This is a genomic window from Antarcticimicrobium sediminis (genome assembly GCF_004348975.1).
GTDB lineage: Bacteria > Pseudomonadota > Alphaproteobacteria > Rhodobacterales > Rhodobacteraceae > Antarcticimicrobium > Antarcticimicrobium sediminis.
Genome location: NZ_SMFP01000005.1, coordinates 245,716 through 270,052, shown reverse-complemented (window position 1 = coordinate 270,052; position 24,337 = coordinate 245,716). Strand labels below are relative to the sequence as shown.

At 63.1% G+C, this 24,337-nt stretch carries 25 protein-coding genes; 9 read left to right on the top strand and 16 right to left on the bottom strand.

All coding sequences use genetic code 11. From position 1 onward, the window contains the following. Positions 1-82: 82 nt before the first annotated feature. Positions 83-1,000: an MBL fold metallo-hydrolase gene (locus E1B25_RS10270; protein WP_132828974.1), complete on the bottom strand. Its 918-nt coding sequence runs from the start codon at positions 998-1,000 to the stop codon at positions 83-85. 38 nt (positions 1,001-1,038) lie between these two features. Between E1B25_RS10270 and E1B25_RS10265 the strand changes: the two genes are divergently transcribed. Further along, positions 1,039-2,361: an ATP-binding protein gene (locus E1B25_RS10265; protein ID WP_132828973.1), complete on the top strand. Its 1,323-nt coding sequence runs from the start codon at positions 1,039-1,041 to the stop codon at positions 2,359-2,361. A 71-nt stretch (positions 2,362-2,432) separates the two neighbouring features. Here the strand turns inward: E1B25_RS10265 and E1B25_RS10260 are convergent, their stop codons facing one another. From E1B25_RS10260 to E1B25_RS10230, 7 genes are read right to left on the bottom strand one after another with little or no spacing between them, the layout of a single operon-like run. Then, complete coding sequence (locus E1B25_RS10260; protein ID WP_132828971.1) at positions 2,433-3,185, bottom strand: ABC transporter ATP-binding protein; 753 nt, start codon at positions 3,183-3,185, stop codon at positions 2,433-2,435. Beyond that, the gene (locus E1B25_RS10255) at positions 3,182-4,045 is read right to left on the bottom strand and encodes an ABC transporter ATP-binding protein (protein WP_132828969.1); all 864 of its coding nucleotides are present in this window, start codon (positions 4,043-4,045) and stop codon (positions 3,182-3,184) included. The genes E1B25_RS10260 and E1B25_RS10255 overlap by 4 nt, the downstream gene beginning before the upstream one ends. Beyond that, the gene (locus E1B25_RS10250; RefSeq protein WP_132828968.1) at positions 4,042-4,956 is read right to left on the bottom strand and encodes an ABC transporter permease; all 915 of its coding nucleotides are present in this window, start codon (positions 4,954-4,956) and stop codon (positions 4,042-4,044) included. The genes E1B25_RS10255 and E1B25_RS10250 overlap by 4 nt, the downstream gene beginning before the upstream one ends. After that, positions 4,953-6,008: an ABC transporter permease gene (locus E1B25_RS10245; protein WP_132828966.1), complete on the bottom strand. Its 1,056-nt coding sequence runs from the start codon at positions 6,006-6,008 to the stop codon at positions 4,953-4,955. The genes E1B25_RS10250 and E1B25_RS10245 overlap by 4 nt, the downstream gene beginning before the upstream one ends. Beyond that, positions 6,009-7,604, bottom strand: coding sequence for an ABC transporter substrate-binding protein (locus tag E1B25_RS10240; protein ID WP_132828964.1), 1,596 nt, complete (start codon positions 7,602-7,604; stop codon positions 6,009-6,011). It abuts the gene before it with no gap. Between the two features lie 22 nt (positions 7,605-7,626). Beyond that, a complete protein-coding gene (locus E1B25_RS10235) occupies positions 7,627-8,676 on the bottom strand; it encodes a dipeptidase (protein WP_132828963.1) in 1,050 nt (349 codons plus the stop codon). Then, a complete protein-coding gene (locus E1B25_RS10230; RefSeq protein ID WP_206338525.1) occupies positions 8,673-9,140 on the bottom strand; it encodes a GNAT family N-acetyltransferase in 468 nt (155 codons plus the stop codon). The genes E1B25_RS10235 and E1B25_RS10230 overlap by 4 nt, the downstream gene beginning before the upstream one ends. Before the next feature lie 378 nt (positions 9,141-9,518). Here E1B25_RS10230 and E1B25_RS10225 point away from each other — a divergent pair, with 378 nt between their 5' ends. Continuing rightward, positions 9,519-10,625, top strand: coding sequence for a winged helix-turn-helix domain-containing protein (locus E1B25_RS10225; protein ID WP_245510677.1), 1,107 nt, complete (start codon positions 9,519-9,521; stop codon positions 10,623-10,625). Between the two features lie 29 nt (positions 10,626-10,654). Here E1B25_RS10225 and E1B25_RS10220 read toward each other — a convergent pair whose 3' ends face one another. The 8 genes from E1B25_RS10220 to E1B25_RS10185 form a co-directional block, all read right to left on the bottom strand. Continuing rightward, entirely contained in the window at positions 10,655-11,278 is a 624-nt protein-coding gene (locus E1B25_RS10220) for a TetR/AcrR family transcriptional regulator (protein ID WP_132828960.1), read from the bottom strand. A gap of 64 nt (positions 11,279-11,342) precedes the next feature. Further along, positions 11,343-11,996: a DsbA family oxidoreductase gene (locus tag E1B25_RS10215; RefSeq protein ID WP_132828958.1), complete on the bottom strand. Its 654-nt coding sequence runs from the start codon at positions 11,994-11,996 to the stop codon at positions 11,343-11,345. A 171-nt stretch (positions 11,997-12,167) separates the two neighbouring features. Further along, positions 12,168-12,731: a carboxymuconolactone decarboxylase family protein gene (locus E1B25_RS10210; RefSeq protein WP_132828956.1), complete on the bottom strand. Its 564-nt coding sequence runs from the start codon at positions 12,729-12,731 to the stop codon at positions 12,168-12,170. Positions 12,732-12,905: 174 nt separating this feature from the next. Next, positions 12,906-14,081 carry a M24 family metallopeptidase gene (locus E1B25_RS10205; protein WP_132828954.1) on the bottom strand — a complete coding sequence of 392 codons (1,176 nt, stop codon included), beginning with the start codon at positions 14,079-14,081 and terminating at the stop codon, positions 12,906-12,908. 68 nt (positions 14,082-14,149) lie between these two features. Beyond that, positions 14,150-14,962 (bottom strand): transporter substrate-binding domain-containing protein, encoded by an 813-nt coding sequence (locus E1B25_RS10200; protein ID WP_132828953.1) that lies wholly within the window; start codon positions 14,960-14,962, stop codon positions 14,150-14,152. A 103-nt stretch (positions 14,963-15,065) separates the two neighbouring features. After that, positions 15,066-15,722, bottom strand: coding sequence for an amino acid ABC transporter permease (locus tag E1B25_RS10195; RefSeq protein WP_132828951.1), 657 nt, complete (start codon positions 15,720-15,722; stop codon positions 15,066-15,068). Next, a complete protein-coding gene (locus E1B25_RS10190; protein ID WP_132828949.1) occupies positions 15,719-16,534 on the bottom strand; it encodes an amino acid ABC transporter ATP-binding protein in 816 nt (271 codons plus the stop codon). Before E1B25_RS10190 ends, E1B25_RS10195 begins: the two co-directional genes overlap by 4 nt. 329 nt (positions 16,535-16,863) lie before the next feature. Further along, complete coding sequence (locus E1B25_RS10185; protein WP_132828947.1) at positions 16,864-17,634, bottom strand: LamB/YcsF family protein; 771 nt, start codon at positions 17,632-17,634, stop codon at positions 16,864-16,866. A 206-nt stretch (positions 17,635-17,840) separates the two neighbouring features. Between E1B25_RS10185 and pxpB the strand changes: the two genes are divergently transcribed. From pxpB to E1B25_RS10150, 7 genes are read left to right on the top strand one after another with little or no spacing between them, the layout of a single operon-like run. Further along, a complete protein-coding gene (gene pxpB, locus E1B25_RS10180) occupies positions 17,841-18,575 on the top strand; it encodes a 5-oxoprolinase subunit PxpB (protein WP_132828946.1) in 735 nt (244 codons plus the stop codon). Continuing rightward, on the top strand, positions 18,572-19,654 hold the full coding sequence (locus E1B25_RS10175; RefSeq protein WP_132828944.1) for a 5-oxoprolinase subunit C family protein: 1,083 nt from the start codon (positions 18,572-18,574) through the stop codon (positions 19,652-19,654). Before pxpB ends, E1B25_RS10175 begins: the two co-directional genes overlap by 4 nt. Beyond that, positions 19,651-20,304: a GntR family transcriptional regulator gene (locus E1B25_RS10170; protein WP_132828942.1), complete on the top strand. Its 654-nt coding sequence runs from the start codon at positions 19,651-19,653 to the stop codon at positions 20,302-20,304. The genes E1B25_RS10175 and E1B25_RS10170 overlap by 4 nt, the downstream gene beginning before the upstream one ends. Continuing rightward, positions 20,301-21,251, top strand: coding sequence for an NAD(P)-dependent oxidoreductase (locus E1B25_RS10165; protein WP_132828940.1), 951 nt, complete (start codon positions 20,301-20,303; stop codon positions 21,249-21,251). The genes E1B25_RS10170 and E1B25_RS10165 overlap by 4 nt, the downstream gene beginning before the upstream one ends. After that, a complete protein-coding gene (locus E1B25_RS10160; protein WP_132828938.1) occupies positions 21,248-22,522 on the top strand; it encodes a hydantoinase/carbamoylase family amidase in 1,275 nt (424 codons plus the stop codon). The genes E1B25_RS10165 and E1B25_RS10160 overlap by 4 nt, the downstream gene beginning before the upstream one ends. Further along, positions 22,519-23,154: a GntR family transcriptional regulator gene (locus E1B25_RS10155; RefSeq protein WP_132828937.1), complete on the top strand. Its 636-nt coding sequence runs from the start codon at positions 22,519-22,521 to the stop codon at positions 23,152-23,154. The genes E1B25_RS10160 and E1B25_RS10155 overlap by 4 nt, the downstream gene beginning before the upstream one ends. Then, positions 23,151-24,335 carry a M24 family metallopeptidase gene (locus tag E1B25_RS10150; protein WP_132828935.1) on the top strand — a complete coding sequence of 395 codons (1,185 nt, stop codon included), beginning with the start codon at positions 23,151-23,153 and terminating at the stop codon, positions 24,333-24,335. The genes E1B25_RS10155 and E1B25_RS10150 overlap by 4 nt, the downstream gene beginning before the upstream one ends. Positions 24,336-24,337 lie beyond the last annotated feature (2 nt).

Sequence of the window (24,337 nt, the reverse complement as noted above, 5' to 3'; positions counted from 1 at the left end):
GGCGATATAGCAATCAGGTTTTGCCCCGTCCAGTGGATATTGCAGGAAAGTTCAAAAAACTTTTCCTACGGCCATATTGCTCTCAGGACAGCCGCTCGAATGTGGCGACAGCGGCCAGTTCACCCTGGGGGGAGACGCGATTTTGTTGTGCCAGATCAATCAGGTGGGCGAAGACGTTGCGCTCTGCGGCACCCAGCAGGGCGGGTGGGGTTTCGGTATAGACCCGTTCGGCCAAGGAGCGGGCGGTGGCGGCACCGTTTTCGAGTGCGAGCAGGATCGCAGCCTCGCGTGCGAGGCGATGTTCGATCAGCCAGTCAAGCCGCGCGTCGGGGCTCTCGATCGGGGCACCGTGGCCGGGGTGGAACGCCTCCCAGTTGCGGGCGCGCAGGCGGCGGCACGAGGCCATGAAATCGGTCAGATCGCCATCCGGGGGCGAGACCAGTGAACTGGCCCAGCCCATCACGTGATCCGCGGTGAAACACATCCCCCCCCAGCCCAGGGCGATGTGATTGCCCAGATGGCCGGGGGTGTGGAGCACCTCCAGTGACCAGTCGTCGCCTTCGATGATCTCGCCGTCCGTGACCACGCGGTCGGGGGCGAAATGGCGGTCGATCCCTTCGCCGCCACCGGCAAGGCCGCCTGCGGCCAGTTCGGACATGATGGCGCTGCGTCCGGCCTCGGCGCCGCCAAAGGCGATCACCGGGGCCCCGGTCCGCTCGGCCAGAGGCCGGGCGAGGGGGGAATGATCGAGATGCGAGTGGGTGACGATGATATGGCTGATGCTTTGCCCCGGCTCCAGCGCGGCAAGGATTGCCTCCAGATGCGGCTCACTCATCGGGCCGGGGTCGATCACCGCCAGCTCCCGGTCGCCGATCAGATAGGTGTTGGTGCCGCGATAGGTCATCGGCGAGGGATTGGGGGCAAGCACTCGGCGCAGCCCGTCGGCCAGCCGGATCGGGGCACCGGGGGTCGGGTCAAAATCATCGGGGGGTTGGGTCATGTCTTCCGCTCCTTGGCTGCGCCCGCTAGGCTTAGCCCATGTCGTTCCTTTGGCTCAAACACTATATGCCGCGCAGCCTGTATGGTCGGGCCGCTTTGATCCTGCTGCTGCCGGTGGTCGTGCTGACGCTGGTGGTCTCGGTGGCGTTTATCCAGAACCATTTGCAAGGCATTATCCGGCAGATGACCGGGACGGTGCAGCGCGAGATCACCTTTGTCACCACGCGCGCGACTGCGGCCCCGACCCGCGAGGCGGCCTTGGAAGGTCTGGCGCCACTGCTGCCGGCGTTGCAGATGCAGTTGCGTTTTGTCACGCAGGAGGAGGTGCCAGAGCGGGACCAGATCCGCTGGTACGATTTTTCGGGCGGCTATGTGCGCACGCTTCTGCGGGCGGCGATCCCAGAGGTGCGGGGGGTGCGGTTCAATGCCGATTCGTCCGTCCAGGTTTTCGTCGATACCGGACAAGGACCGTTGGAGATCGGATTCAGCCGCAGTCGGGTCACGGTCGGCGCACCGCATCAGTTGATCGTGACAATGCTGTTCTTTGCCCTTTTGATGACGGTGATCGCCTTCCTTTATCTGCGCAATCAGTTGCGCCCGATCACCCGGCTGGCGGATGCGGCGCAGGCGTTTGGCCGCGGGCGGGCCGAACCCTATCGCCCCGGCGGTGCGATGGAGGTGCGGGCCGCGGGGAGCGCGTTTCTTGACATGCGGGCCCGGATCGAGCGGCAGATCGAGCAGCGCACGCTGATGCTGTCCGGGGTGAGCCACGATCTTCGTACTCCCCTGACGCGGCTGAAGCTGGGGCTGTCGATGCTGGACGATGAGGAGGAGGCAGCGCCGCTCTTGCGTGATGTGGACGACATGCAGCGGCTTCTGGACACGTTTCTGGAGTTTTCTCGCGGTGCGGCGGCGGGCGAGGCCGAGCCGACCGATCCGCTGGCGCTGGTGCGCGGCATCGTTGCGGATGCGCAGCGGGCAGACAAGCCGGTGCAACTGGGCATGCTCAAGGGGGCGGGCGAGGTCTTGCTCAAACCCTTGTCAATTCGGCGCGCGGTTGAGAACCTGATCGACAACGCGGTGCGCTATGGCAGCCAGGCAGTGGTCTCGGTCACGCTCAGCGACAAGGCGCTGCTCATTCAGGTCGAGGATGACGGGCCCGGCATCCCGCCAGAGCAGCGGGAGGAGGCGCTGATCCCCTTTGCCCGGCTGGACCCGGCGCGCAATCAGAACCGCGGCAGCGGCGTCGGTCTGGGGCTTGCCATCGCCAAGGACGTGGCCCGCGCCCATGGCGGCGCGCTGCGTCTGGGCGAGAGTGAGGCCCTTGGCGGGCTGAAGGCCGATATCGTGATCGGGCGGTGAGGGGGCTTGGAGAGCCGCGCAACCCGTAGTTTTGCGCCGGGTGGCTGAAAGGCCACCCGTCCCGCGCCGCCTCAATGGATGGAGTTGATCGAGCTTTCCAACAGGTGCCGGGTATAGGGCGACTTGGCTTCAAGGCGTCGCATCTCCTCGACCGCCAGCACTTCGACGAACCTGCCGTCTTTCATGACGCCGATCCGTTCACACAGGTGGCCGACGACGCCCAGATCGTGCGAGACCATGATATAGGTCAGCTTATGCTCGCGGCGCAGATCCACCAAGAGGTTGAGGATCTCTGCCTGAACCGAGACATCAAGCGCCGAGGTCGGTTCATCCAGCAATAGAATGGACGGATCACAGGCCAGCGCGCGGGCGATGGCGACGCGCTGTCTTTGACCACCTGACAGTTGATGCGGATAACGAAATCGAAAGCCCGACCCGAGCCCGACGTCGTCAAGCAAACTCACGATACGGGTGTCAATGTCCGGCACGTTATGCAGGTGCATCGCCTCGGACAGAACCCGGTCAACCGTCTGGCGCGGATGCAACGAGGCATAGGGATCCTGAAAGACCATCTGAACCTTGCTGTAGAACGCCTTGCTGCGGCGGCGGCCAAGCTGTTCGCCGGCAACCGTCATCTGGCCTGACCAGGTCGGAACCAGCCCGGCGATGGTACGCAGGATCGTGGATTTGCCCGATCCGCTTTCCCCGACAAGGCCAAAACTTTCACCATCGGCCACGTCGAAACTTACGTCGCGCACGGCATTGGCCCGGTCCGGGCCAGACCCGAACCAGACGTTCAGGTCATGGATTTCGATCGCATTCATTGGCGGGCACTCACGGAAGGGGCCTCGCGCCAGGCTGGGTCACGTTTCAGCACCTCCAGCTTTTCGCGCGGATGTTCCAGATCGGGGACCGAATTCAACAGACCCAGCGTGTAGGGATGTTGGGCATTGCGCAACTCATCCGCCTTGCAGGTTTCGACGATGCGGCCTGCATACATGATCACGATGCGGTCACAGAATTTGGCGACAAGGTTCAGATCATGGCTGATGAACATCAACCCCATGCCCCGGTCGCGCACCAGCTTGTCGATGATGTCGAGCACCTGAAGCTGAACCGAGACATCCAGCGCCGAGGTCGGTTCATCCGCGATCAGGATTTCCGGGTTCGGCAGCAGCATCATGGCGATCATGATCCGCTGGCCCATCCCGCCCGAGACCTCATGCGGATACAGGGTAAAGACCCGTTCGGGATCGCGGATCGCCACTTCGTCCAGCATGGCCAGGGCGCGGGCGCGCGCCTCGCTGCGCGAAACACGCTCATGCGCCCGCAGGGCCTCGACCATCTGCTGGCCGACGGTCATCACCGGGTTCAGCGAAAACTTGGGGTCCTGCATGATCATCGACACGCGCCCGCCGCGCAGCTTGCGCATGCGCTTCTCTGGCGCCGTCAGGATATCTTCGCCGTGCATGTCCAACCGGTCCGCCTCGATCATGCCGGGCGGACGGATCAAGCGAAGCACGGCCCGGCCGGTCATGGATTTGCCAGAACCGCTTTCGCCAACGATGCCCAGCCGTTCCTTGCCCAAGGTGAACGAGATTCCGCGCACGGCGTCAAAGACACCGGATCGGGTGCGAAACCGAACCCAAAGATTTTCGACATCCAGAAGCGGGGCATCCGTCATGCGTTGTCCTCTTTCGGGTCAAGGACGTCGCGCAGCCCGTCGCCCAGAAGGTTGAAGGCAAGGCTGATGGCAAAGATCGCGATGCCCGGGATCGTGGCAACCCACCAATAATCAAGGATGTACTTGCGCCCCTCGGAAATCATTGCACCCCATTCCGGGCTGGGCGGTTGCGCCCCAAGACCAAGAAAGCCAAGGCCCGCCGCGGTCAGGATGATCCCCGCCATGTCCAGCGTAACCCGGATAACGAGCGATGAAATGCACAGCGGCCAGATATGGCGCGTGACGATGCGCACCGGCCCCGCGCCCTGCAGCTTGATGCCGTGGATGAAATCCGTGTTGCGGATGGTCAGCGTCTCGGCCCGCGCGATACGGGCATAGGGCGGCCAAGCGGTCAGCGAGATCGCCAGCACCGCGTTCTCGATCCCCGCGCCAAGCGCCGCCACAAAGGCCAGCGCAAGGATCAGACGCGGAAAGGCGAGGAAAATATCGGTGACCCGCATCAGCAGAACGTCGACCCAGCCACCGGCATAGCCCGCCACGGTGCCGACGATCAGCCCGACAACCGGCGCCACCATGACCACGAGCAGAACGATGTAAATCGAAATCCGGGCGCCATAAAGCAGGCGTGAATAGATATCGCGCCCAAGACTGTCCGTGCCGAAAAGATGGCCATCTTCACCCGGGGCCAGCAATCGCTGCCCAAGCTCTTGTGCAAACGGGTCATGGCTGGCCAGAAGCGGCGCAAAGATCGCCGCCAGAACCAGAAACGCCAGCACGAACAGACCCAGCATCGCCAGCGTGTTCGAGCGCAGCGTCAACCAGCCCTTGTACCACGCCGCAAACCGCGCTTGTCGCCGGGAGGTTGGCTCTTCGCTCAGAAGCCAGTCGCGCAGGCCTTGTGATGTGCTCATTTGGACCTCGGATCGAAAAAGCGGTAGAGCAGGTCTGAGAAGATGTTGATCGCCACGAAGATCGTGCCGATGACGATGGTCCCGCCCAGCACCGAATTCATGTCATTGGCGAGCAGGGAGGTGGTGATGTATTGCCCCAGCCCCGGCCAGGCAAAGATGATCTCGGTCAGTACCGACCCTTCCAGCAGGTTGGCATAGGCCAGCGCAATCACCGTCACCAGTTGAATGCGGATATTGCGAAAGGCGTGGCCCCAGACCACCTGCCATTCGCCAAGCCCCTTGACCCGCGCAGTGGTGACATATTCCGAGCCAAGCTGTTCAAGCATGAAGGAGCGCGTCATGCGGCTGATATAGGCAAGGCTGTAATAGCCCAGCAAAGACGCAGGCAGGATGATGTGCGAAAACGCATCGCGGAACACCGTCCATTCCCCGCGCAGCGCGCTGTCCACCAGCAACAATCCGGTGATCGGCTCGACCACGCCTTGGTAAAAGATGCCCAATCGTCCGGGGCCGGCGACCCATCCAAGGATGCCGTAAAAGACAAGCAGGCCGACGAGACCCAGCCAGAAGATCGGCATGGAATATCCGATCAGGCCAACGAACCGCGCCAGATGGTCGATCCAGCTGCCCCGGCGCACGGCGGCCACCACACCCAGCGGCACGCCCAGTACGACGCCAAACAAGGTGCCCAAGGAGGCGAGTTCCAACGTGGCTGGAAACACGCGGGCAATGTCGGTTGTGACCTTCTGCCCGGTACGGATCGATTTGCCCAGATCGCCCTGCAACACGTCGCTCACGTAGATCCAGAATTGCATCAGCAAAGGCTGGTCCAACCCGAGGTCGCGAAAGGTCTGGTCGTATTGTTCCTGCGTCGCCCGTTCGCCGATCACGGCCAGAACCGGGTCGATCGGCATCACGCGACCGATCATGAAGGTCACGAAAAGCAGGCCAATGATCGTCGCGGCCACGGTCGCCAGCGTCGTCAGCGTTTTCGTCAACCAAGGAGGGAAGGGCGGCCGCAGCCGTCCTTCACCATGCGTTGTGCCAGCCATCTACTTGGTGATGACCCAGTAGGAAACCGCCGTGGTTGCGCCACCTGCGACAAAGTTCTCGACGCTTGCGCCCATACCGTTCTGTTCGATCTGCTGGAACATCATGCCAAAGGGGCTGACCTTTTGATGCTCGCGCTGCAGGTCCAGATACATCTCGCGCCGGGCGTCGGTGTCGTTCTCGACCACGGCCGCAAGGGTTTTCTTGCTCATTTCCGGGATGTCCCAAGCGTTCCGCCACGCCAGAAAGCCCGTTGCGCCAGCCTCGTCCGAGTTGTCCGGGTTGACGGCGAAGGTGCCGGCGTTGGTGTTGGGATCGGGATAGTCCGGGCCCCATGCTCCAAGATAGATATCATGTTCCCGCGCGCGGTAGCGATCCAGCGTCTGCGCCCCGGTGCCGACGATCAGCTCGACCTCGCAGCCGATTTGACCCCATGTGTTTTGCAGCGACTGGGCGATGTCCAGACGTTCCTGCGCATCGCGCACCGAGATCTTGATCGGCCCGCAGTCGGGATAGCTGGACTCGGCCAGCGCTGCCTTGGCAGCCGCGATGTCATAGCTGAAAGGGTTCTCTTCCAACGCACCAAGGAAGGTCAACGGCAGGAACGCCTGATGCACGGTGTACTGCCCCTTGAGGAAGGACCCCGCCATACCCTCGTAATCCGTCGCCAGTTTCAATGCCTCAAAGACCTTGGGGTCGCTCAGCATCTTGTTCTTCTGGTTGGCCGAGAAATACATCAAGCGGCCGCGCAATTCGTCCACGATCTTGACGTCATCGACATCGGCAAGCCCGGCCACATCTTCGGGGGACAGGTTGCGCGCAACGTCGATATCGCCTCGCTCAAGCTGAAGCCGCTGGGTCGCGCTTTCCTGAATGTGCTGGACGATCACCCGTTCCATCGCCGGTTTGGCCCCGGCATAATTCGGGTTGAGATCCATCAACACGCTTTCGCTCGGCTTCCAGGCGACAACCTTGTAGGGACCGGACCCCGCCGTGTTGGTGCGCAGCCAGTCGCTGCCCATGTCCCCGTCAGCCGCGTTTGCCATCGCGGTTTCCATGTCGACGATCCCGCCGATGGTCGCGGTCAGGCAGTTCAACACGAAGGACAGCGCATAGGGCTGGTCCAGCGTCAGCACCAACGTGTTGGCATCCGTTGCAACGATGGTCTGCTCCACGTTTTCGGGGGTAAAGCCGAACTGCGTCAGGATGAACGACGGGGTCTTGTTGAGCTGCACCGCGCGGCGCAGCGAAAATTCGGCATCCTTCGCCGTCACCGGATTGCCCGAGGCAAAGACGTGTCCCTGCGCCATCGTGAAGGTGATGGTCTTGCCGTCCTCGGAGATCTGCCAGCTTTCGGCCAGTTGCGGCCGATATCCCGCATCCAGATTGAGCGGGTCGAAATTGACCAGCTTTTCATAGACGTTGCGGCTGACATCGGCGCCCGCAAATTCAAAGCTTTCCGCCGGATCAAAGGTCTTGATGTCGTCAATCCGGTTGGCAATGACCAACATGTTCGGCGGCGTTTCCGCAAAGCTGGGCGCGGCAAGGCCGACGGAGAGAAGCGACGCGACAGCCGCGGCAACAAACGATTTTTTCATGACAAAACTCCCTGTTTCATTTTTATACGCCCCAGGTTTTCCGAAGAACCCTGAGCCAGTTTGCATGGGTGATCTTGGTCATCAGCCCCTCATCCACACCATGAGACCGCAGTGCAGCACGTAGATTGGGCAGGCCCGCGCAATCTCCGATCGGTTTGGGAACCAGCGCGCCGTCGAAATCAGATCCGAAGCCGACCCGGTCTTCCCCCAACCTGGTGACCAGATGGTCAAAGTGTCGAAGTACGATGTCAAGTTCAAACTCTGCATCCATCTGCCCGTCGGGGCGTAGAAAGGCGCTGGCGAAATTGATGCCCACCATGCCGTCACTGTCCCGGATCATGTCCAGTTGACGGTCGGTCAGGTTGCGCGCATGGGGGCAGACGGCCCAGGCGTTGGAATGGGTCGCGACCAGTGGCGCGTCAGAGATCCGCGCCACATCCTCGACGCCTTTCGCGTTGAGGTGGGACAGATCCACCATGATCTTCAACTGGTTACATTCCCGGATCAGGGCCTTGCCAGCCTCGGTCAGGCCCGGCCCGATGTCCGGGTCGGACGGGTATCGAAACGGCACGCCATGACCCCAGATCGTCTCGCGGCTCCAGACCGGCCCGAGAGAGCGCAGCCCGCGTGCGTGCCACATGTGCAAGCGCTTGAACCCGCGATCAATGGCTTCGGCGCCCTCGATATGAATGACGGCGGCCATCTCTTCGGCGGGCAATGCCGCTTCGACCTCTGCGGCGGTCTGGCAAATGCGCACCGCCCCGGCCTCGGCGAGCTCATCCATCGCCGCAAAGCCGCGTTCGGTCCAGGCTGCGGCGGTATCCTCTGGCACCATGTCGGGCATGGGAACGTCATAGCGCGGGTTTCGCATCTCGTCATGACGCACCGACTTGTTGCCAGGGCTTGGCACAAAGATCGCGAACATCCCGCCGCCAAAGCCGCCGCGCTGTGCGCGGGGTTTGTCAATATGGCCGTCAGGCAGGCCCGAGGCCACGCCTTCGGCGGTAACAGCGCCATTCAGCAGGCGCAGGATCAGGTCATTGTGGCCGTCGAAGACGGGGAAATCGGTCATGGTGTCTCCAGTGACAGTTTGAAGCCGACATGGGTCGGATGGAACCCGGCGCTTTCATAGAAACGATGCGCATCGCTGCGGCGTTGGTCGGATGTCAGTTGGACCAGCATGCAACCCCGGCGCTTGGCAGCGTCGATTGCCCATTCAAGCAGGGCCGTGCCAAGCCCCTGTCCGCGAACCGCCCGCGCCACCCGCATCGACTCGATTTGCGCGCGCCACGCGCCATGACGCGACAGGCCGGGCAGGAACGACAGAAGCAGCGTAGCAACAACCTGGGCGTCTATTTCACCGACCACGAGCCTATGGTTCGGGTCCGCTTCAATGGCGTCAAAAGCGGTTTCATAGGCGTGGTCAGGGGCCGCCCTGTCCCTTGTCTTGCCAATATCGTCATCGCGATAGAGCGCGATCAGGGCGGCAATGTCGCTGCGTCTGGCGGATCTGATGGACAGGGTACGGCGTGTCATTCGGCGAGCTTTGGCGAATGCGCAGCGATGCGCAATATGAATCGCACAAAATATCTGCCGGCGCCTGTTGCCCGAATGCGACAGGACGGCCCTCAGCCCCAGCGTGTGTTGGCGCTTTGCTACTCTCGGAAAGGGTCCTGAATTTTGTGCATCGGCTAGGATGCTCTGTTCGCAAGAGAGATCTGCGCAGCTTGCACTTCACCGGATCCTGTTCAAAGGATGGCGCGCCGCTTTCGTTGCATCGGGCTGCGCGCGGGGCAGGGCAGATGCCGCTGCGCACCACAGGATAGGACGCACTTGTTGGGACGGATAGATCAGAGCAGCTGCCTACGAATCCCCAACCGGACCGCCCGCGCGCTCTGGCTGTCCTCTCAGGGGGTGGCGCGCGCACCGACCGGCCCGCTTGATGTGTTGCAGATCATCCGCCAGTTGGGCTTCGTGCAGCTGGATTCCATTCAGGTCGTCGCCCGCGCGCACCACCATATTTTATGGAGTCGAAACCAGAAGTACCGCGCGCCGATGCTGGATCGTCTGCTGGCCCGCGACCGGAGCGTTTTTGAACATTTCACCCATGATGCCTCGGTGCTTCCGATGGAATTCCTGCCGATGTGGCGCCGTCAGTTTCGCCGCAAACAAGACCAGCTTGGCAAGGCGGGATGGTTCAAGGGCCTGCCAGATGCCTCTGCCCGGCAGGTCATTAAGGACCGGATCAAAGCCGAGGGCGCGCTTTCGACCCATGCCTTTGATACCAAGGCCGCCGCCCCCGGAAAGATGTGGTCGCGTCCGCCGCACAAGCTGGCGCTTGATTACATGTGGTACAGTGGTGAGCTGGCCACATGCCATCGGGTGAATTTCACCAAGGTCTACGACCTTGCCGAACGGGTGTATCCGCGCCACCTGCGCGAGATATCTCTGCCCGATCATGAACAGATCGACTGGCTTTGCGAGGCTGCACTGGATCGCATGGGAGTCGCGACCTTGGGCGAGGTGCAGAAATTCTGGGATGCCGTCAGCCGGGACGAGGTCGCCCACTGGGTCAGATCCGCCGACACGCTCCGCCCGGTCGAGATCGAGACGGCGCAAGGGCAGTGGATCAAGGCCATCGCGCCGAGCAATATCGAGGAGCGGATCGCGGGCTTGTCGGCGCCGACATCCCGGCTGAGGATTCTCAACCCGTTCGATCCGGTGATCCGCGACCGCACCCGCCTGAGCCGGCTGTTCGGGTTCGACTACCGGGTGGAAATGTTTGTCCCTGCCGCCAAACGCATCTGGGGCTATTATGTGTTCCCAATCTTGGAGGGCGACCGTTTCGTCGGGCGTATCGACCTCAAGGCGGATCGCCGGGCGTCGGTTTTGAACGTGCTGAAGCTCTGGCCCGAACCCGGTGTTGCGTGGACCATCGCCCGGCAGGCCAAGCTTGAGGCCGAACTGGGGCGTCTCGCGCGCTTTATCGGGGTGGAAACGGTCTCCGCCAAGAACCTGTAACGCCTTGTCCCGCCGGGCGAGGGGCGGGGTTAGGCGGAATGGCGCAGGGCGTCGCTTGGCGGGATGCGCAGGCGTTCGAATTCCTGCGCCATATCCTCGGCCAGCACCGCGATATCGTCGGCGCTGGAGCCGAGATGCAGTTCAAGCCGCAAGGCCGAGACAGCAGCCTGATAGCGGCGGGCAAGACGCGCGGCATCGGCATCAAGGGGCAGTTCCCCGGCGGCCTTGGCCTGTTCGAATACCTCTGCGAATTCGTCCCGCATCTTGGTCAGATAGGTGCGCGTGCGCTCTGCGATCTCGGGGTCGGTGTTGCGCGTATCCACCAGCGTCTTGGTCAGCATACAGGCCTGACGCGCCGCATCATCGGGCGCGAGACTGGCAAAGGACCGCAGATGGGCCACCAACCCCAAGAGCGGGGAAGGGGCCGTTGCCAAAAGCGCGCGCAGCCCTTTTCGAGAGGCCTCGAAGTAGCGCTCAAGCGCGAGAAGATACAGGTTTTCCTTGCTGGAAAACGCGGCATAAATGCTCCCCGGTTTCATGTTGAGAGCACTCTCAAGATCCTTGAGCGAGGTGGCGTGATAGCCTTTGGCCCAGAACAGGGTCATGGCGGCATTCAACGCCGCGTCTCGATCATAGGGGGCGGCACGTGCCATTTCGGGTCTCTTCCGGGCAGACAAAGTGGGATGCGCGACAGGGTAACCCATTTAGAGCGTTTGCTCAAACGGGCATTTCTGCAAGCTGTTTCAGGATTTGCGTGTAGTTATCGACCCCTTGTGCCCCGGTTACAAGGTGGCGCTGATTGAAGACCACGGCCGGAACGCCCTGAATGCCCTGAGAGACCCAGAATTTTTCCTCGGTGCGCACGTCGTTGGCAAAGCGCTGGTCCTCCAGAACCGCCAGCGCCTCGGCGCGGTCGAGCCCGATTTCAGCGGCGATATCCGCCAGCACAGCCGTGTCGGACAGGTTGCGCCCGTTGGTGAAATGGGCCGTGAACAGGGCTTGTTTCAGATCGTGCATCCGCCCGGTTTCGTTGGCCCAATGCAGCAGTTGGTGCGCATCAAAGGTATTGTGCATGCGCATGTCGTCGCCATAGCGGAATTCAAATCCCAACTCGGCGCCGAGCGCAGTCATCTGGTCCCGGCTTTTTGCTGACTGCTCGGGGGTGGAGCCATATTTCTCGGCCACGTGTTCGCGGATATTCTGCCCCTCGGGCGGCATGTCGGGGTTCAGCTCGAACGGGTGCCAATGGATGTCATGCGCGGTGCCGCTGTCCGCGAGCGCCTGTGCCAACTGGCTGTATCCGATGATGCACCATGGGCACATGACATCCGATATGATGTCGATGCGCAGGGGCGGGCGGGTCTCGGTCATGGGGCAATCCTTTCGTCTTGGCCGGGGCTGGCGTGCGTGCCGTCGATCCCAAGCCGCGGGTCAGTCATCTGGAGGATCAGCGATGGCACGTCGCTGTGCAACCGCATTGTCAGGCACCGCCAAAATGGGGAGAAGGGCGACCGGATTGTACACATCCGGTCGCCACGTGTCTCAGGCGGCCTTGTCGGCGCGGGTCCAGGCGAGTTTCTGGAACGGTTTGTCGACCGGCGTTTTCGCCAGATGGTTGGTATAGTTCGACATCACCTTTTGCGAATAGCCAAGGATCACATCAAGAATGTTCTGCTGGGTGAAGCCGGCGTCAAGGAAGGCTTGAACGGAGGCATCATCCACGAAGCCGCGATTGCGGATCAGGAGCAGGGTGAAATCACGCAGGGCTTCCAGACGCGGGGTCGGCAGCGGGGTCTCGTTGCGCAGCGCGTTGGAGATTGCCTCGTCGACGCCCATGCTCATGGCGATGCCGGTGTGTGCGGGCACGCAATACTCGCAGCCGTTCTCGACGTTGATGGTCTGCCAGACGACGGTCAGCTCATCCTTGTCGAAGCTGGAATTCACGAACAACTCGTGCACGCGCTGATAAGCTTCAAGCAGGCTCGGGGACCCTGCCATAACGGCGTGCAGCCCGGGAACGCGACCGAAAGCGGCTTTGGATTTGGCCAGCAGCGGCTTGCTTGCCTCGGGGGCGTTGGTCTCGTCGTAAAAGGTGAAGTCGGTCATTGGGATGTCCATTTATCGGGGAGAGGGTCGCAGCCCTCGCGGTCAGCGTTGCGATGACATCCAGATAGGAGTGTTTGAGCGATTACTCAATGATGAAGTTGAGCGATCACTCAAACGTGAGGGGCCCGCACCGTCCCGCGCGGCGCACCGGGTCTTAAATCGCGAACCGGGTCTTCAATACTGATAGGGTGAGCGGGTCAGCCGTTCGTTTTCATCTTTTCCGATGATCACGATATCCTCGACAAAGGCCGAGCCGACGCCAGCGTCGGCCAGAAAGGCCTCGACCCCGAACACCATGTTTTCGCGCACAATATCATCGGGTTCTGACATGGTGGTGGAGATGCGGGGCAGTTCGAACGACAGCCCGATCCCGTGGCCGTAAAACGGGAAATTCTTCATGATCGCGGACTCGGAGCCCCCGAACGCGGCGGTAAGGCGGTCGCCCTCGGCCGCAACATCGGTGAGGAAAACCCCCGGCCGCATAATCGCGGTGAGCTTTTGCACGATGTCGGCGGTGGCCTCCATCAGCCGCTGTTGGCGTGGGGTGGCCGTGCCGCAGACGGCTGTGCGCCCGGGGTCAAGGTAATAGCCCTGCTGAAACGCGGCATGAACGGTGCCGCGCACAAGATCGCCGGGCGCGGGTGCATCTACCGCGGCACCGGTCAGCGGAAAGCGATAATCGTAATCCATGGTGTCGCCGTGGTTGGTGCCGATGGCCTGAATCCGCCCCCCGCGCGCGACGACGATGCGGGCTGCTTCGGCTGCGGCCTCGCGTTCGGTCATTCCCGAGATCAGGGATGTCATCAGTACATCCGTGGCCTCTGTCGCGGCCTCTCCGGCGATGCGGTAGGTGTCGAGTTCACGCGGGCTTTTGATCGCACGGGCGCGGCGGACAAGATCATCGACATCGACCCAGTCAATGTCGGGCGTGGCGTCGCGAAGCTGACGCCAGTATTTGACCGGGGTAAACCAGCTGCCGCAAAAGGCGACCCGCCCGGTGATCCCGCGCGCATTCAGACGCCGTGCAAGGGACAGAAAGGGATGGTTGTCGCAATAGACGGAGTCGATGCTGACAAGGTCGCGGCGCGGCTCGGGTTCGTCGATATGCAGTTCGGGGGCTTTGCCCTTTTCCAGAATGATGCCGGAAAAGGCGCGGGCCGACCAGATCCGGGAATCCATCCCGCCGCTGACCGAATAATGGTTCGACAGGTACAGGATGTCGCCACAGTTATCCATCGTGCCGCCACCGCGCCCGATGACCACGGCGGCGTCGAACCCGTCGCCGGTCATGATCTGCTCCAGCCGGCTCCAGCGGGATTCATATTCGTCGAGCGGGAAGTGGCGCAGCATGGGGCCTCCTGTGGGGTAAAACGCAGACGGGGCAGGCCGGAGCCCGCCCCGCAGCGATGGGGCTTGGATCAGTCTTCAAAGATCGTGCGGATGGGCTCTTTCGGCGCGGGGTTCACACCGATAAGCTCTGTCGTCAGCTTTGCATAGGTGCCGTCGGCGATCATTTCGGCCAGCGCCGCGTTCACGGCTTTGGCAAGGTTCGGCTTGCCCTTCTTGATGGCAAAGCCTTTCTGGATCGAGCTGACGGGTTCGTCCACCAGACGCAGCGGCAGGTTGGATTTCTGGATCGCATAGGCGGCGGCCACGGCATCGGTGATGATCGCTTCGACCTGACCGTTGGCGAGATCCTGCATCGCATCGGATTCCGCTTTATAGGATTTCACCTCGGCGCCAAGGCTTTCGGCGATCTTGGTCCAGTTGGAGGCGACAAGCCCGCCGACCTTGCGGCCTTTGACCTGTTCGGGGGCGGTGATGTCGCTGTCCTTGCGGACCACGGCGCGGCCGCCGGATTCCAGCCAGCCGTCAGAGAACAGAACCTTTTTCTGGCGTTCTTCGGTGATGTCCATGGCAACCGAGACGATGTCGTATTGTTCCGCCTCAAGTCCGATCAGAACGGATTCCCATTTCACGATCACGGGCTTGTATTCCAGCCCGAGCCGCTTGGCGATTTCGCCCATGACGCGGATTTCCAGCCCGTCGAGCTTGCCGTCGGGGGCGCGCATCGAGAACGGCGGGTAGGTGCCTTCGGTGGCGGCGGACAGCACGCCGGGCTTGAGCAGTTCTAGCGCGGCTGCATCCTGTGCCTGAGCAGCCCCGAAAGGAAGCAGAAGGACAGCGGAGACCGCTGCGAGGGTTGTCTTGAGGTTCAGCTTGAGGTTCATATTACAATTCCCTGTTTTATTTCGTTTTTGACGTTTTGGATCTTTTGCGTGAGAGGGGCTGCCAAAGCAGGAGAGGCCCGGCGCGCTGCGGCGCCGGGGGCGGTCAGTACAGGCGCGCGTAGCGGCGTTCAAAGAACGCGGCGAGTTGGGTCAGGATCGTTGTCAGCACCAGATAGATGACGGCGACGGCGATATAGAAATCAAACGGTCGGAAGGTGGCCGAGATCAGGGTCTGGGCGTAAAGCGTCAATTCGACCACGGTGATGGTGGACAGAAGCGAGGTGTTCTTCAGCGTCGAGAGCGCCTCGTTGGTGATCGAGGGCAGGATGATGCGAAAGACCTGTGGCAGGATGACCGTGCGCATTGTTTCGCGCGGGCTGAACCCCAGCGCGAGCGAGGATTCCGTCTGTCCTGCCGGAATCGCTGACAGGCCAGAGCGAATGATTTCAGTCACATAGGCGCCGGAGTTGATGGCCAGCGCCAACACGCCCGCCGTATAGGGCGATAGCCGCACCCCGACCTGAGGCATGCCGAAATAGATGATGAAGATCTGGATCAGCGCCGGCGTGCCGCGAATGAACCAGACGTAAAAGGCCGCGACGCTGCGCACCGCGCGCATGTCCGAGCGTTGCCCCAGCGCGGCGGCGAGGCCGAAAATCCAGCTCACCCCGATCGTCACAAGTGTAAGCCAAAGTACGGTCCAGGCCGCCGATAGAAAGCCGGGGCCATAGACGAGCACGTCATGTGTGAACTCGCTCATTGGATCAGCCCCTTTTTCGCGGTCGAGGTTCTGAGGTCGTCATGCAGGATCGAATGCAGGAATTGCTGCAGGCGCGGGCTTTCCGGGGCGCGCAGCACCTTGGACGGGGGGCCTTCTTCACCAATCTCGCCCTGATCGAAGAACAGCACGCGAGAGGAGACATCGCGGGCAAAGGACATCTCATGCGTCACCAGCAGCATGGTCATGCCCTCATCTGCGAGCGAGGCCATGAGTTGCAACACCTCGTTGACCAGTTCGGGATCAAGCGCCGATGTCACCTCGTCAAACAGCATCAGGCGCGGTTTCATGGCCAGTGCCCGGGCGATGGCAACGCGCTGTTGCTGCCCGCCCGACAGGCGCAGCGGCGAGGCGTCGCGTTTGTCGTAAAGCCCGATCCGATCAAGCAGCGCATCGGCAACTTCGGTCGCCTCGGTGCGGGATTGCCCCAGCACCCCCATGGGGGCGTGGATCACGTTTTGCAGCACCGTCTTGTGCGGCCAGAGGTTATAGCTTTGAAACACCATCCCGATGCGCGATCGCAGCGCCTGAAGTTGTCGGTCGGTCGGAAAGAAACGGCTGTCGCGGTCAAAGTCGAAATCCCAGCCTTCGAATTCCATCCGGCCCTTGTCGGCCGGTTCGATGGCGTTGATCGAGCGCAGAAAGGTGCTTTTGCCCGAGCCGCTGGCGCCGATGATCGAAACCACCTCGCCCGGCGCGACCTCGAGGTCGATGCCCTTGAGCACGTCCAATGTGCCAAAGCTTTTGCGGATGTCGCGCAGCTTTAGCAGGGGGGGCGGGGCATCCTGGGTCATACTTGGTCCTTGTGTGTCCGGTCTTGTGGGTCCGACCCTGTCGGTCTGGTCGATCATCGGGCTGTGTCGATCTGGCCCCGACTGCGGGTTTGGTCATGCCTCTGGTATACTGAATTCATGAGATCGCATAGATTTCAGTATACCAGTGGCGCACCAAGTCGCTCAGCAGCGCGTAGATGCACGTTTTTTGATCAGTTGCGGAGGGGAAGGGAGGGGAAGGGACACGCCGGGACGCGCCTGCTTGTAGAATCGCGCGACTCAGAGCGCGGTGGCGTATCTGCTAGCGCGAGGGTTCCCAGCGGGACGGGCCGTTCCCGACATGCTCTTCCTCAGGGCTTGGCGAAAGGCGCGATGGTGATGCCGTTCTTTTCAAGGGCGCTGCGCAGGTTGCGCGCGATATCTGTTGCGCCGGGGGTGTCGCCGTGAATGCACAGCGTTGCGGGCTCGACCGGCAGGCGCTGTCCCCCGGTGGTGGGGATGACGCCGTTCAGCACCATCTCCAGCACCTGATCAAGGCTTTGCTGCGGATCATGGATCACGGCCCCTGCTTCGCTGCGCGGGGTCAATTCGCCCGCATCGGTATAGCTGCGGTCGGCGTAGATCTCGCAGGCGACCTGCAGCCCAGCCTTTTCAGCGGCGGCATAGGTCTGGGAATAGGGCAGGGAGACATAGACCAGCATGGGGTCGACCGACTTGACCGCCCGCACACAAAGCGCGGCGAGATCGGGGTCGGTGGCCGCCATATTGCCAAGCGCGCCATGGGTTTTCACATGGGTCATCTTGTGTCCCTCGACGGCGCACATGCCTTGCATCGCGGCGATCTGATAGATCAACTGCGCCTCCAGATCGTCGGGGTGTTCGCCGGAAATCCGGCGGCGCCCGAAACCATACAGGTCGTTGAAAGAGGGGTGTGCGCCCACAGACACGCCGGCTTTTCGGGCCATCCGAACGGTGTTGCGCATGACCGTGGGGTCGCCCGCGTGAAAGCCGCAGGCCACGTTGGCCGAGCTGACAAGGTCGATCATGGCCGCATCGTCGCCGATCTTGTAGGCGCCAAAGCTCTCGCCCATGTCGCAGTTCAAATCGAGGGTGCGGGTCATTTTCTGGCCTCCGGGGGCTGTTGCGGGGAATTGCCCAATAATTGGACTATTGGCACATCGTGCGTCCCGATGCGAGCCCGGCTCTTTCAAAGCGGATACAAGTGGTATACCCAAATGGCAAGAGATTGCCACTTCACGACATCAGCGCACCGGTTAAAAACACATATGTTACGGATCAATACAATACAGCGTGGGGCCGTGTCCTTATGACACCGGTGTTTCACCCTTTTGGGGATCGCGCGCTGACCGTCTCGTTGGGAGAGGGGATCGACGTCGCGACAAATGATGCCGTAATCGACCTTGCCGCAGCCTTGGAGGCGCAGCCCTTTGTCGGGATGGAAGAGGTGGTCCCGACCTATCGCTCCCTGCTTGTTGTTTTTGATCCGCTTGTGATTGGCGGTGCCGAGGTCGAGGCGCAGGTCGCGGCGCGCCTGACAGAGACGGCGGATCGGCCCGGCACGCGACGGCGGTGGCATGTACCAGTCTGTTACGGAGGCGCGGTAGCGCTGGATCTGGACGATCTTTGTGCTGAAAAGAAGCTGGGCCGGGAAGAGTTGATCGCGCTGCATTCCGGGGCCGAGTACCGCGTCTATATGATCGGCTTTGCGCCGGGGTTTGCCTATCTTGGCGGGCTGCCTGAACGGCTGCACACCCCGCGTTTGCAAAAGCCGCGCCAGTTGGTCCCAGCCGGGGCCATCGGCATCGGTGGGCAGCAGGCCTCGGTCAATTCCGTGGCAGGGCCGTCGGGTTGGCGCTTTATCGGGCAGACGCCGCTCAAGGCGTTCGATCCGGCGCGCGAGGAGCCGTTTCTTTTTGCTGCGGGGGATTTGATCCGGTTCACCCCGGTGACACAGGAAGAATTCGAAACCCTGTCCCGCCGCCTTGCTGCCGGGGAGGTCGTGGTCGTTCCGGAGATCGTCGTGCCTGAGGGCCGGGAATGACGCTGGAAATCCTTTCTGCCGGGCCGCTCGTCTCGGTTCAGGACCGGGGCCGTCGCGGTTTGCGCCGCTTCGGGGTTTCCGCGGCCGGTCCGATGGATGCCCCAGCCCATGCGCTGGCCAATGCGCTTTGTGGCAATCCGCAAGACGCCGCCGTGCTGGAGTTTGCCGGGATGGGCGGGCAGTTCCGCTCGGATCGCCCGCTGCGCTTTGCTGTGACTGGCGGCGATTGCGACATATCCGTCGACGGCACGCCCCTTGCCCCCGATGAGAGTCACCGGCTGGAGGCGGGGCAGGTGCTGAAGATCGGCATGCTCAAGAATACGGCTTGGGGCTATCTTGCCGTTTCGGGCGGCATTGACACCCCGCTTGTGATGGGCGCGCGCAGCACACATCTGCGCTTTGGTCTTGGCGGGTTGTGCGGGCGTGCCCTGAAGGCCGGGGATCGTTTGCCACTGGGCGAGGAAAGCGGCGCCGACGTGCTGCTGCGCCCCGCCGCGCCGCTGCCGCCCCCTCGTTTTGCCGACCCGATCCGCATTCTGCTTGGGCCGCAGGATGGTTATTTTGCGCCGCATGTGCTGGAGCGACTGACGCGTCAAGACTTCACCATTACCGCGCAACGCGATCGCATGGCCAGCATCCTCGATGGACCGGATATGCCGGCAGAGCGGGGCCACGACATCGTTTCGGACGGGACGGTGCCGGGGGCGATACAGGTGCCCGGATCGGGCCGGCCCATGGTGTTGATGGCCGAATGCCAGACCACCGGCGGCTATCCCAAGATCGCCACCGTGATTTCTGCCGACCTGTCGCGACTGGCACAGATGCCAACCGGAATGCGGCTGCGCTTTGCTGTGGTGGAGCGTACCGCGGCCGAGGCGGCAGCGCGGGCGCAGGCCGCTAGCTTGGCGGCTGTGCTGAAGGGGCTTGTGACGAAACAAACCGTCACGCTGACGTCGGAATTTCTGCTGTCATGCGATCTTGTTGGTGGCATCTTCGATCCCGAAGCCGTCGCACCCGGGAATACGCCCGAGACCACGCCCGGGATCGTGTCCGGAGCCGAGAAAAAGGGCGAGACATGAGCGACAGAACCCTTGTTCAACAGGCGCATCGCCGCATTCTTCACATGATCTTGGAGGGCGATCTCAAACCCGGAGAGATCCTGCAAGAGGCCGCGCTTGGGGAGCGGCTGGAGATGTCGCGGACCCCGGTGCGCGAAGCGCTCAAGCGTATCCTCAGCCAAGGTCTGGCCGAGGTGCAGGGCCGCTTTACACGCGTGCGCCGGATCAATGCCGAAGAGGTCGAAGAGATCTTTTTCCTTCGCCTTGCCCTTGAACCCAATTGCGCGCGTGAGGCGATTCAGATCGACCCCGATCTGCTCGACGCGATGGAGGTGCGGACCATCGCCCTGATGCGCCAAGGGCCGGGGGACGAGGACGTGGAGTGGCACACGGACAACGAGTTCCATCAGATGATCGCGCTGGCGGCCGGCAACCGGGCCACGGCGCGGCTGATCGCCAACCTGCACCGGCGCACGGCGATCTTTGATCATACGCTGGTTCCGGCGCGGTTCCTGAAGGGCTGGGCTGACCATCTCGATATTATTGATGCGCTTCGACACAAGGACGGGCCGCGCGCCGAAAAGGCCCTGCGCGCCCATCTCGAAGGCGCGCGCGACGCGATTTTTCGGCGGCTCGAACAGACCGGAATCAGACAGGAGCCTGCGGCATGAAATGCCTTGTCGTGCAACCGATCCATGAGGACGGGCTGGCCATCCTGCGCGCGGCGGGGATCGAGCCGGTGCTTGCGCCGGGGACAGACCCCGACGTTCTGGCGCGCATGGTGCGCGGTTGTGATGGCGTGATCACGCGCGATGCCGGATTCTCGGCCGCCGCGTTCGAGGGGGCGGATCGGTTGCAGGTGGTGGTGGTGCATGGCACCGGGCATGACGCCGTGAACAAGGCCGCCGCCTTCGAAAAAGGCGTGTTGGTCGCCAATACGCCGGGGGTCAATGCGCGCTCGGTCGCTGAACATGCGCTGGCCCTGACCTTGGCGCTGGCGCGCGGGGTGAGTGCCGCCGATGCCGCCGAACGCAGCGGCACAGCAGGGTTTCGGGAAAGTCGTACCTTTGTCGAGTTTGAGGGCAAGACCGCGCTCATCATCGGGTGGGGCGCGATCGGCAGCCGGTTTGGCCGGATACTGGATGCCGCCTTTGGCATGCGCATTCTTGTCCATTCGCCCCATGCCCGCGATATCGGCCCCTATACGCGTGCCGCCTCGCTGGAGGCAGGTCTGGGCGCGGCGGATCTGATTTCGCTCCACACCCCGATGCGGGCGGACACCCGGCACATGATGAACGCCGAACGGTTCGCGGCGGTGAAACCCGGCGCATTGTTGGTGAATCTGGCCCGCGCCGGTCTGGTGGACGAGGCGGCGCTGGACGCGGCGCTTGGTTCGGGCCGGATCGCCGGGGCCGGGCTGGACGTCTATTCCCCCGGTGCCGCGCAGGGACCGCTGGCGCGCCATGGCAACGTGATTTTCACCCCGCATCTGGGCGCCACCACCGAAGAGGCGCTGAGCCGGGTGGCCCGCGCCGCAGCCGGCCATGTGGTAACGGCCCTCTCCGGGGGGCTTCCCGCGACCACGCTGAACCCTGAACTCTGGAAGGCCCCGGCATGAGCGATCCTGTCCTCTCTCCCGACATGGTGGCGGTGATCGGCGCCACGATCCCCCGTGTTCTGGCCAAGGTGAATGCGCTTTCCGCCCCCGGTCCGGGCTGGACGCGTCCGTCTTACAGCGAACTTGAATCGCAGGCCCATGCGGTAATCGAGGCAGAGGCGCGGGCGCTTGATCTTGACATCAGCCGTGATGCAGCGGGCAATCTGTTTGCCCGCATGGCCGGGCGCGACCCGGCGGCGGTGCCGCTGTATATCGGCTCGCATCTCGATACCGTGAGCATGGGCGGCGCCTATGACGGGCAGGCGGGCGTGATCGGCGCGCTGGCGGTGATCGCGGCGCTGCGCACGGCCGGTATCACACCGGCGAGCGATATCGTCCTGACCGTCACCCGGGCCGAGGAAAGCGTCTGGTTCCCGGTCTCTTACATCGGATCGCGCGCGGCGCTTGGGCGGCTTGAGGCCAAGGACATGGAGGCCCCACGCAGCGATGATGGGCGCAGCCTTGCCGCGCATATGGCAGGTCAGGGATATGATGCCACCGCGGTGCTGGCCCAGACGCCGCCGCCCCCGGCGCGCTTTGTCGAGTTTCATATCGAACAGGGCCCGATCCTGTTCAACGCTGGCGAAGCCTATGCGCTTGTCGAGGCCGTGCGCGGCGGGCTGCGCTATCGCGGGGCCGAGGTGCGCGGCGTCTGGGCCCATTCCGGCGCCGCGCCGCGCAACGGGCGCGCCGATGCGGTGGTCGCGCTGGCCGAGCTGATCGTAGCGATGAACGCGGTCTGGGACCGGATGTTGGCAGCGGGGCAGGATCTGACCGTGACCTTTGGCCGGGTCGATGCGGCCGGTCCGGCCCATGCCATGGCCAAGGTGGCCGGGCAGGCCGGGTTCTGTCTTGATCTGCGCTCCGAGGATCCGGCGACGCTGGACGCCGCAGATGCCGCGTTGAAAGCGGAGATCGCGACGATCGAGGCCGCCCATCCCGGCGTTCGGTTTGATCTGGGTCTGCAAACCCGCTCAAGGCCGGAACGGATGTCGCAAAAGATGCTGGACTGGATCGCCGCTGGCGCAGCTCTGCGCGGGGACCAGCCCAGACGGATGCTGTCCGGCGGCGGGCATGACGCCGCCGCCTTCGCCACCGCCGGGTGGGACAGCGTCATGGTCTTTATCCGCAATTGGGACGGCAGCCACTGCCCCGAGGAGGGCATGGACATCGCCGATCTTGCCGCCGCGGTCGAGGCGGTCACGCTTGCCCTGTTGGGGGATGTGGCATGAGCGGCGAGACCCTGTCGGACACGGCCTATCATCGGATCAAGTCGGATATTTCCGAAGGGCGCATTGCCGCTGAATCCGTTCTTTCGGAACGCGGGTTGGCCGAAGAACTTGGTATTTCGCGCACGCCGTTGCGGACGGCCCTGTCGCAGCTTGAAAGCGAAGGGGTGATCGACCGGTTGAAGAACGGTGTGATCCTTGTGCGCTCGGTCACGGTCGAGCAGTTGTTCGAGATCGTGACCCTGCGCCAACAGTTGGAAAGTGCGGCGGCGGCGCGGGCGGCGGGGTTCCCGATACCGCCGGAGCTGAGCGATTTGCGATCAGAGATGCAGCGCTTTGTCGAGGGGAGCGAGACTGCGTTCGATGCCTTCTGGGAGGTGGACGAGCGGTTTCACATGGCGGTCGCGCGCGCCGCGCGGCTGAGTTTGCTTCCCGAACTGCTGGCCGAACAGCGCGCGATCGCGCGACGCTGCACGCTGACACGCACATATGACTCCTTTACCGATCAGGCCCGCGAACATGTTGAAATCATCGATGCCATTGGCGCTGGCGACGGCGAAGCGGCACGCGCCGCGATGTGGCGTCACTTTGATCATGTGCGCGATCGGTTCCTCCAGACATTCTCGGGTGCATGAGCATGAGACAGACCTCGGACCTTTCCATCTCCGTCCGGCCCGGCCGCGAGGCGGTCTTTCCCAAGGGCGAATTCAACCGCCGGATTGCGGCGCTGCAATCGCGCCTGCACGAGGAGGGGGCCGAGGCGCTTTTGCTGACGGGGCCGGAAAACATCTTTTGGGCCACGGGACGGCAGACGGCGGGCTATTTTGCCTTTCAGGCGCTTGTTGTGCCGGTCGAGGGGGCGCCGCGGCTGCTGGTGCGGCAACTTGAAGAGACTGGCGCGCGGGCGGCGACCTATCTTGACAGGATCGAGACATGGCAGGATGGCGCGGACCCGATCACCGTGTTGGCGCGGATGGTCAGCGAGATGGGGCTCTCCCGTCTTGCGTGCGAACGCACCGGCTGGTTCGTCAGCCCCGACACCCGCGCCCGGATGGAAGCTGGGCTTCCTGTCGCGCTGACCGATGGGTCGGGCTGGGTGGAGGATCTCAGGGTGGTGAAATCGCCGCTGGAGCTGGACGCCATCCGGCGCGCGGCGGGCTATGCGCAGGCCGGTCTGGGGGCCGCGATCGCGACCTGTGGCAAGCGGGTCTCGGAAAATGACGTGGCTGCGGCGATGATGGCAGCTGCGCTTTCGGCAGGCTCCGAAGCCATGGCGATGGAGCCGCTTGTCAGCTCCGGTCCCCGCTCGGGCATTCCACATGCAACCTGGCGCCGTCGGACCATGCGGCACGGCGATGCGGTTTTTCTTGAGCTCGCGGCAAGCCATGATCGCTATCATGCCGCGCTGATGCGCTCGGTCTGGATCGGTCCGCCCCCGGCCGAGGTTTCGCGCATGATGGACACTGCCCTGCGCGCGCTGGAGGCGGCGCTGAAGATGATGCGCCCCGGTGTGCCCTGCGCCGCCGTCCACGAGGCCGCGCAGGCGGTGATCGACGACGCCGGCTATAGCGCCGCTTTCCGCAAGCGCGTTGGCTATTCTATGGGTGTGGCCTTTGCCCCCGATTGGGGTGAGGGGGCGATCCTGTCGCTGTTCACTGGCGTTGAACGGCTGCTGGAGCCGGGGATGGTCTTTCATCTTCCGGTCACGCTGCGCAGCTATGGCGCCTATACGGTGGGCGTCTCCGAAACCGTGATCGTGACCGAGACAGGGGCCGAACCGCTTTCGACCCTGCCTCGCGCCATGACGTTGAAATAACC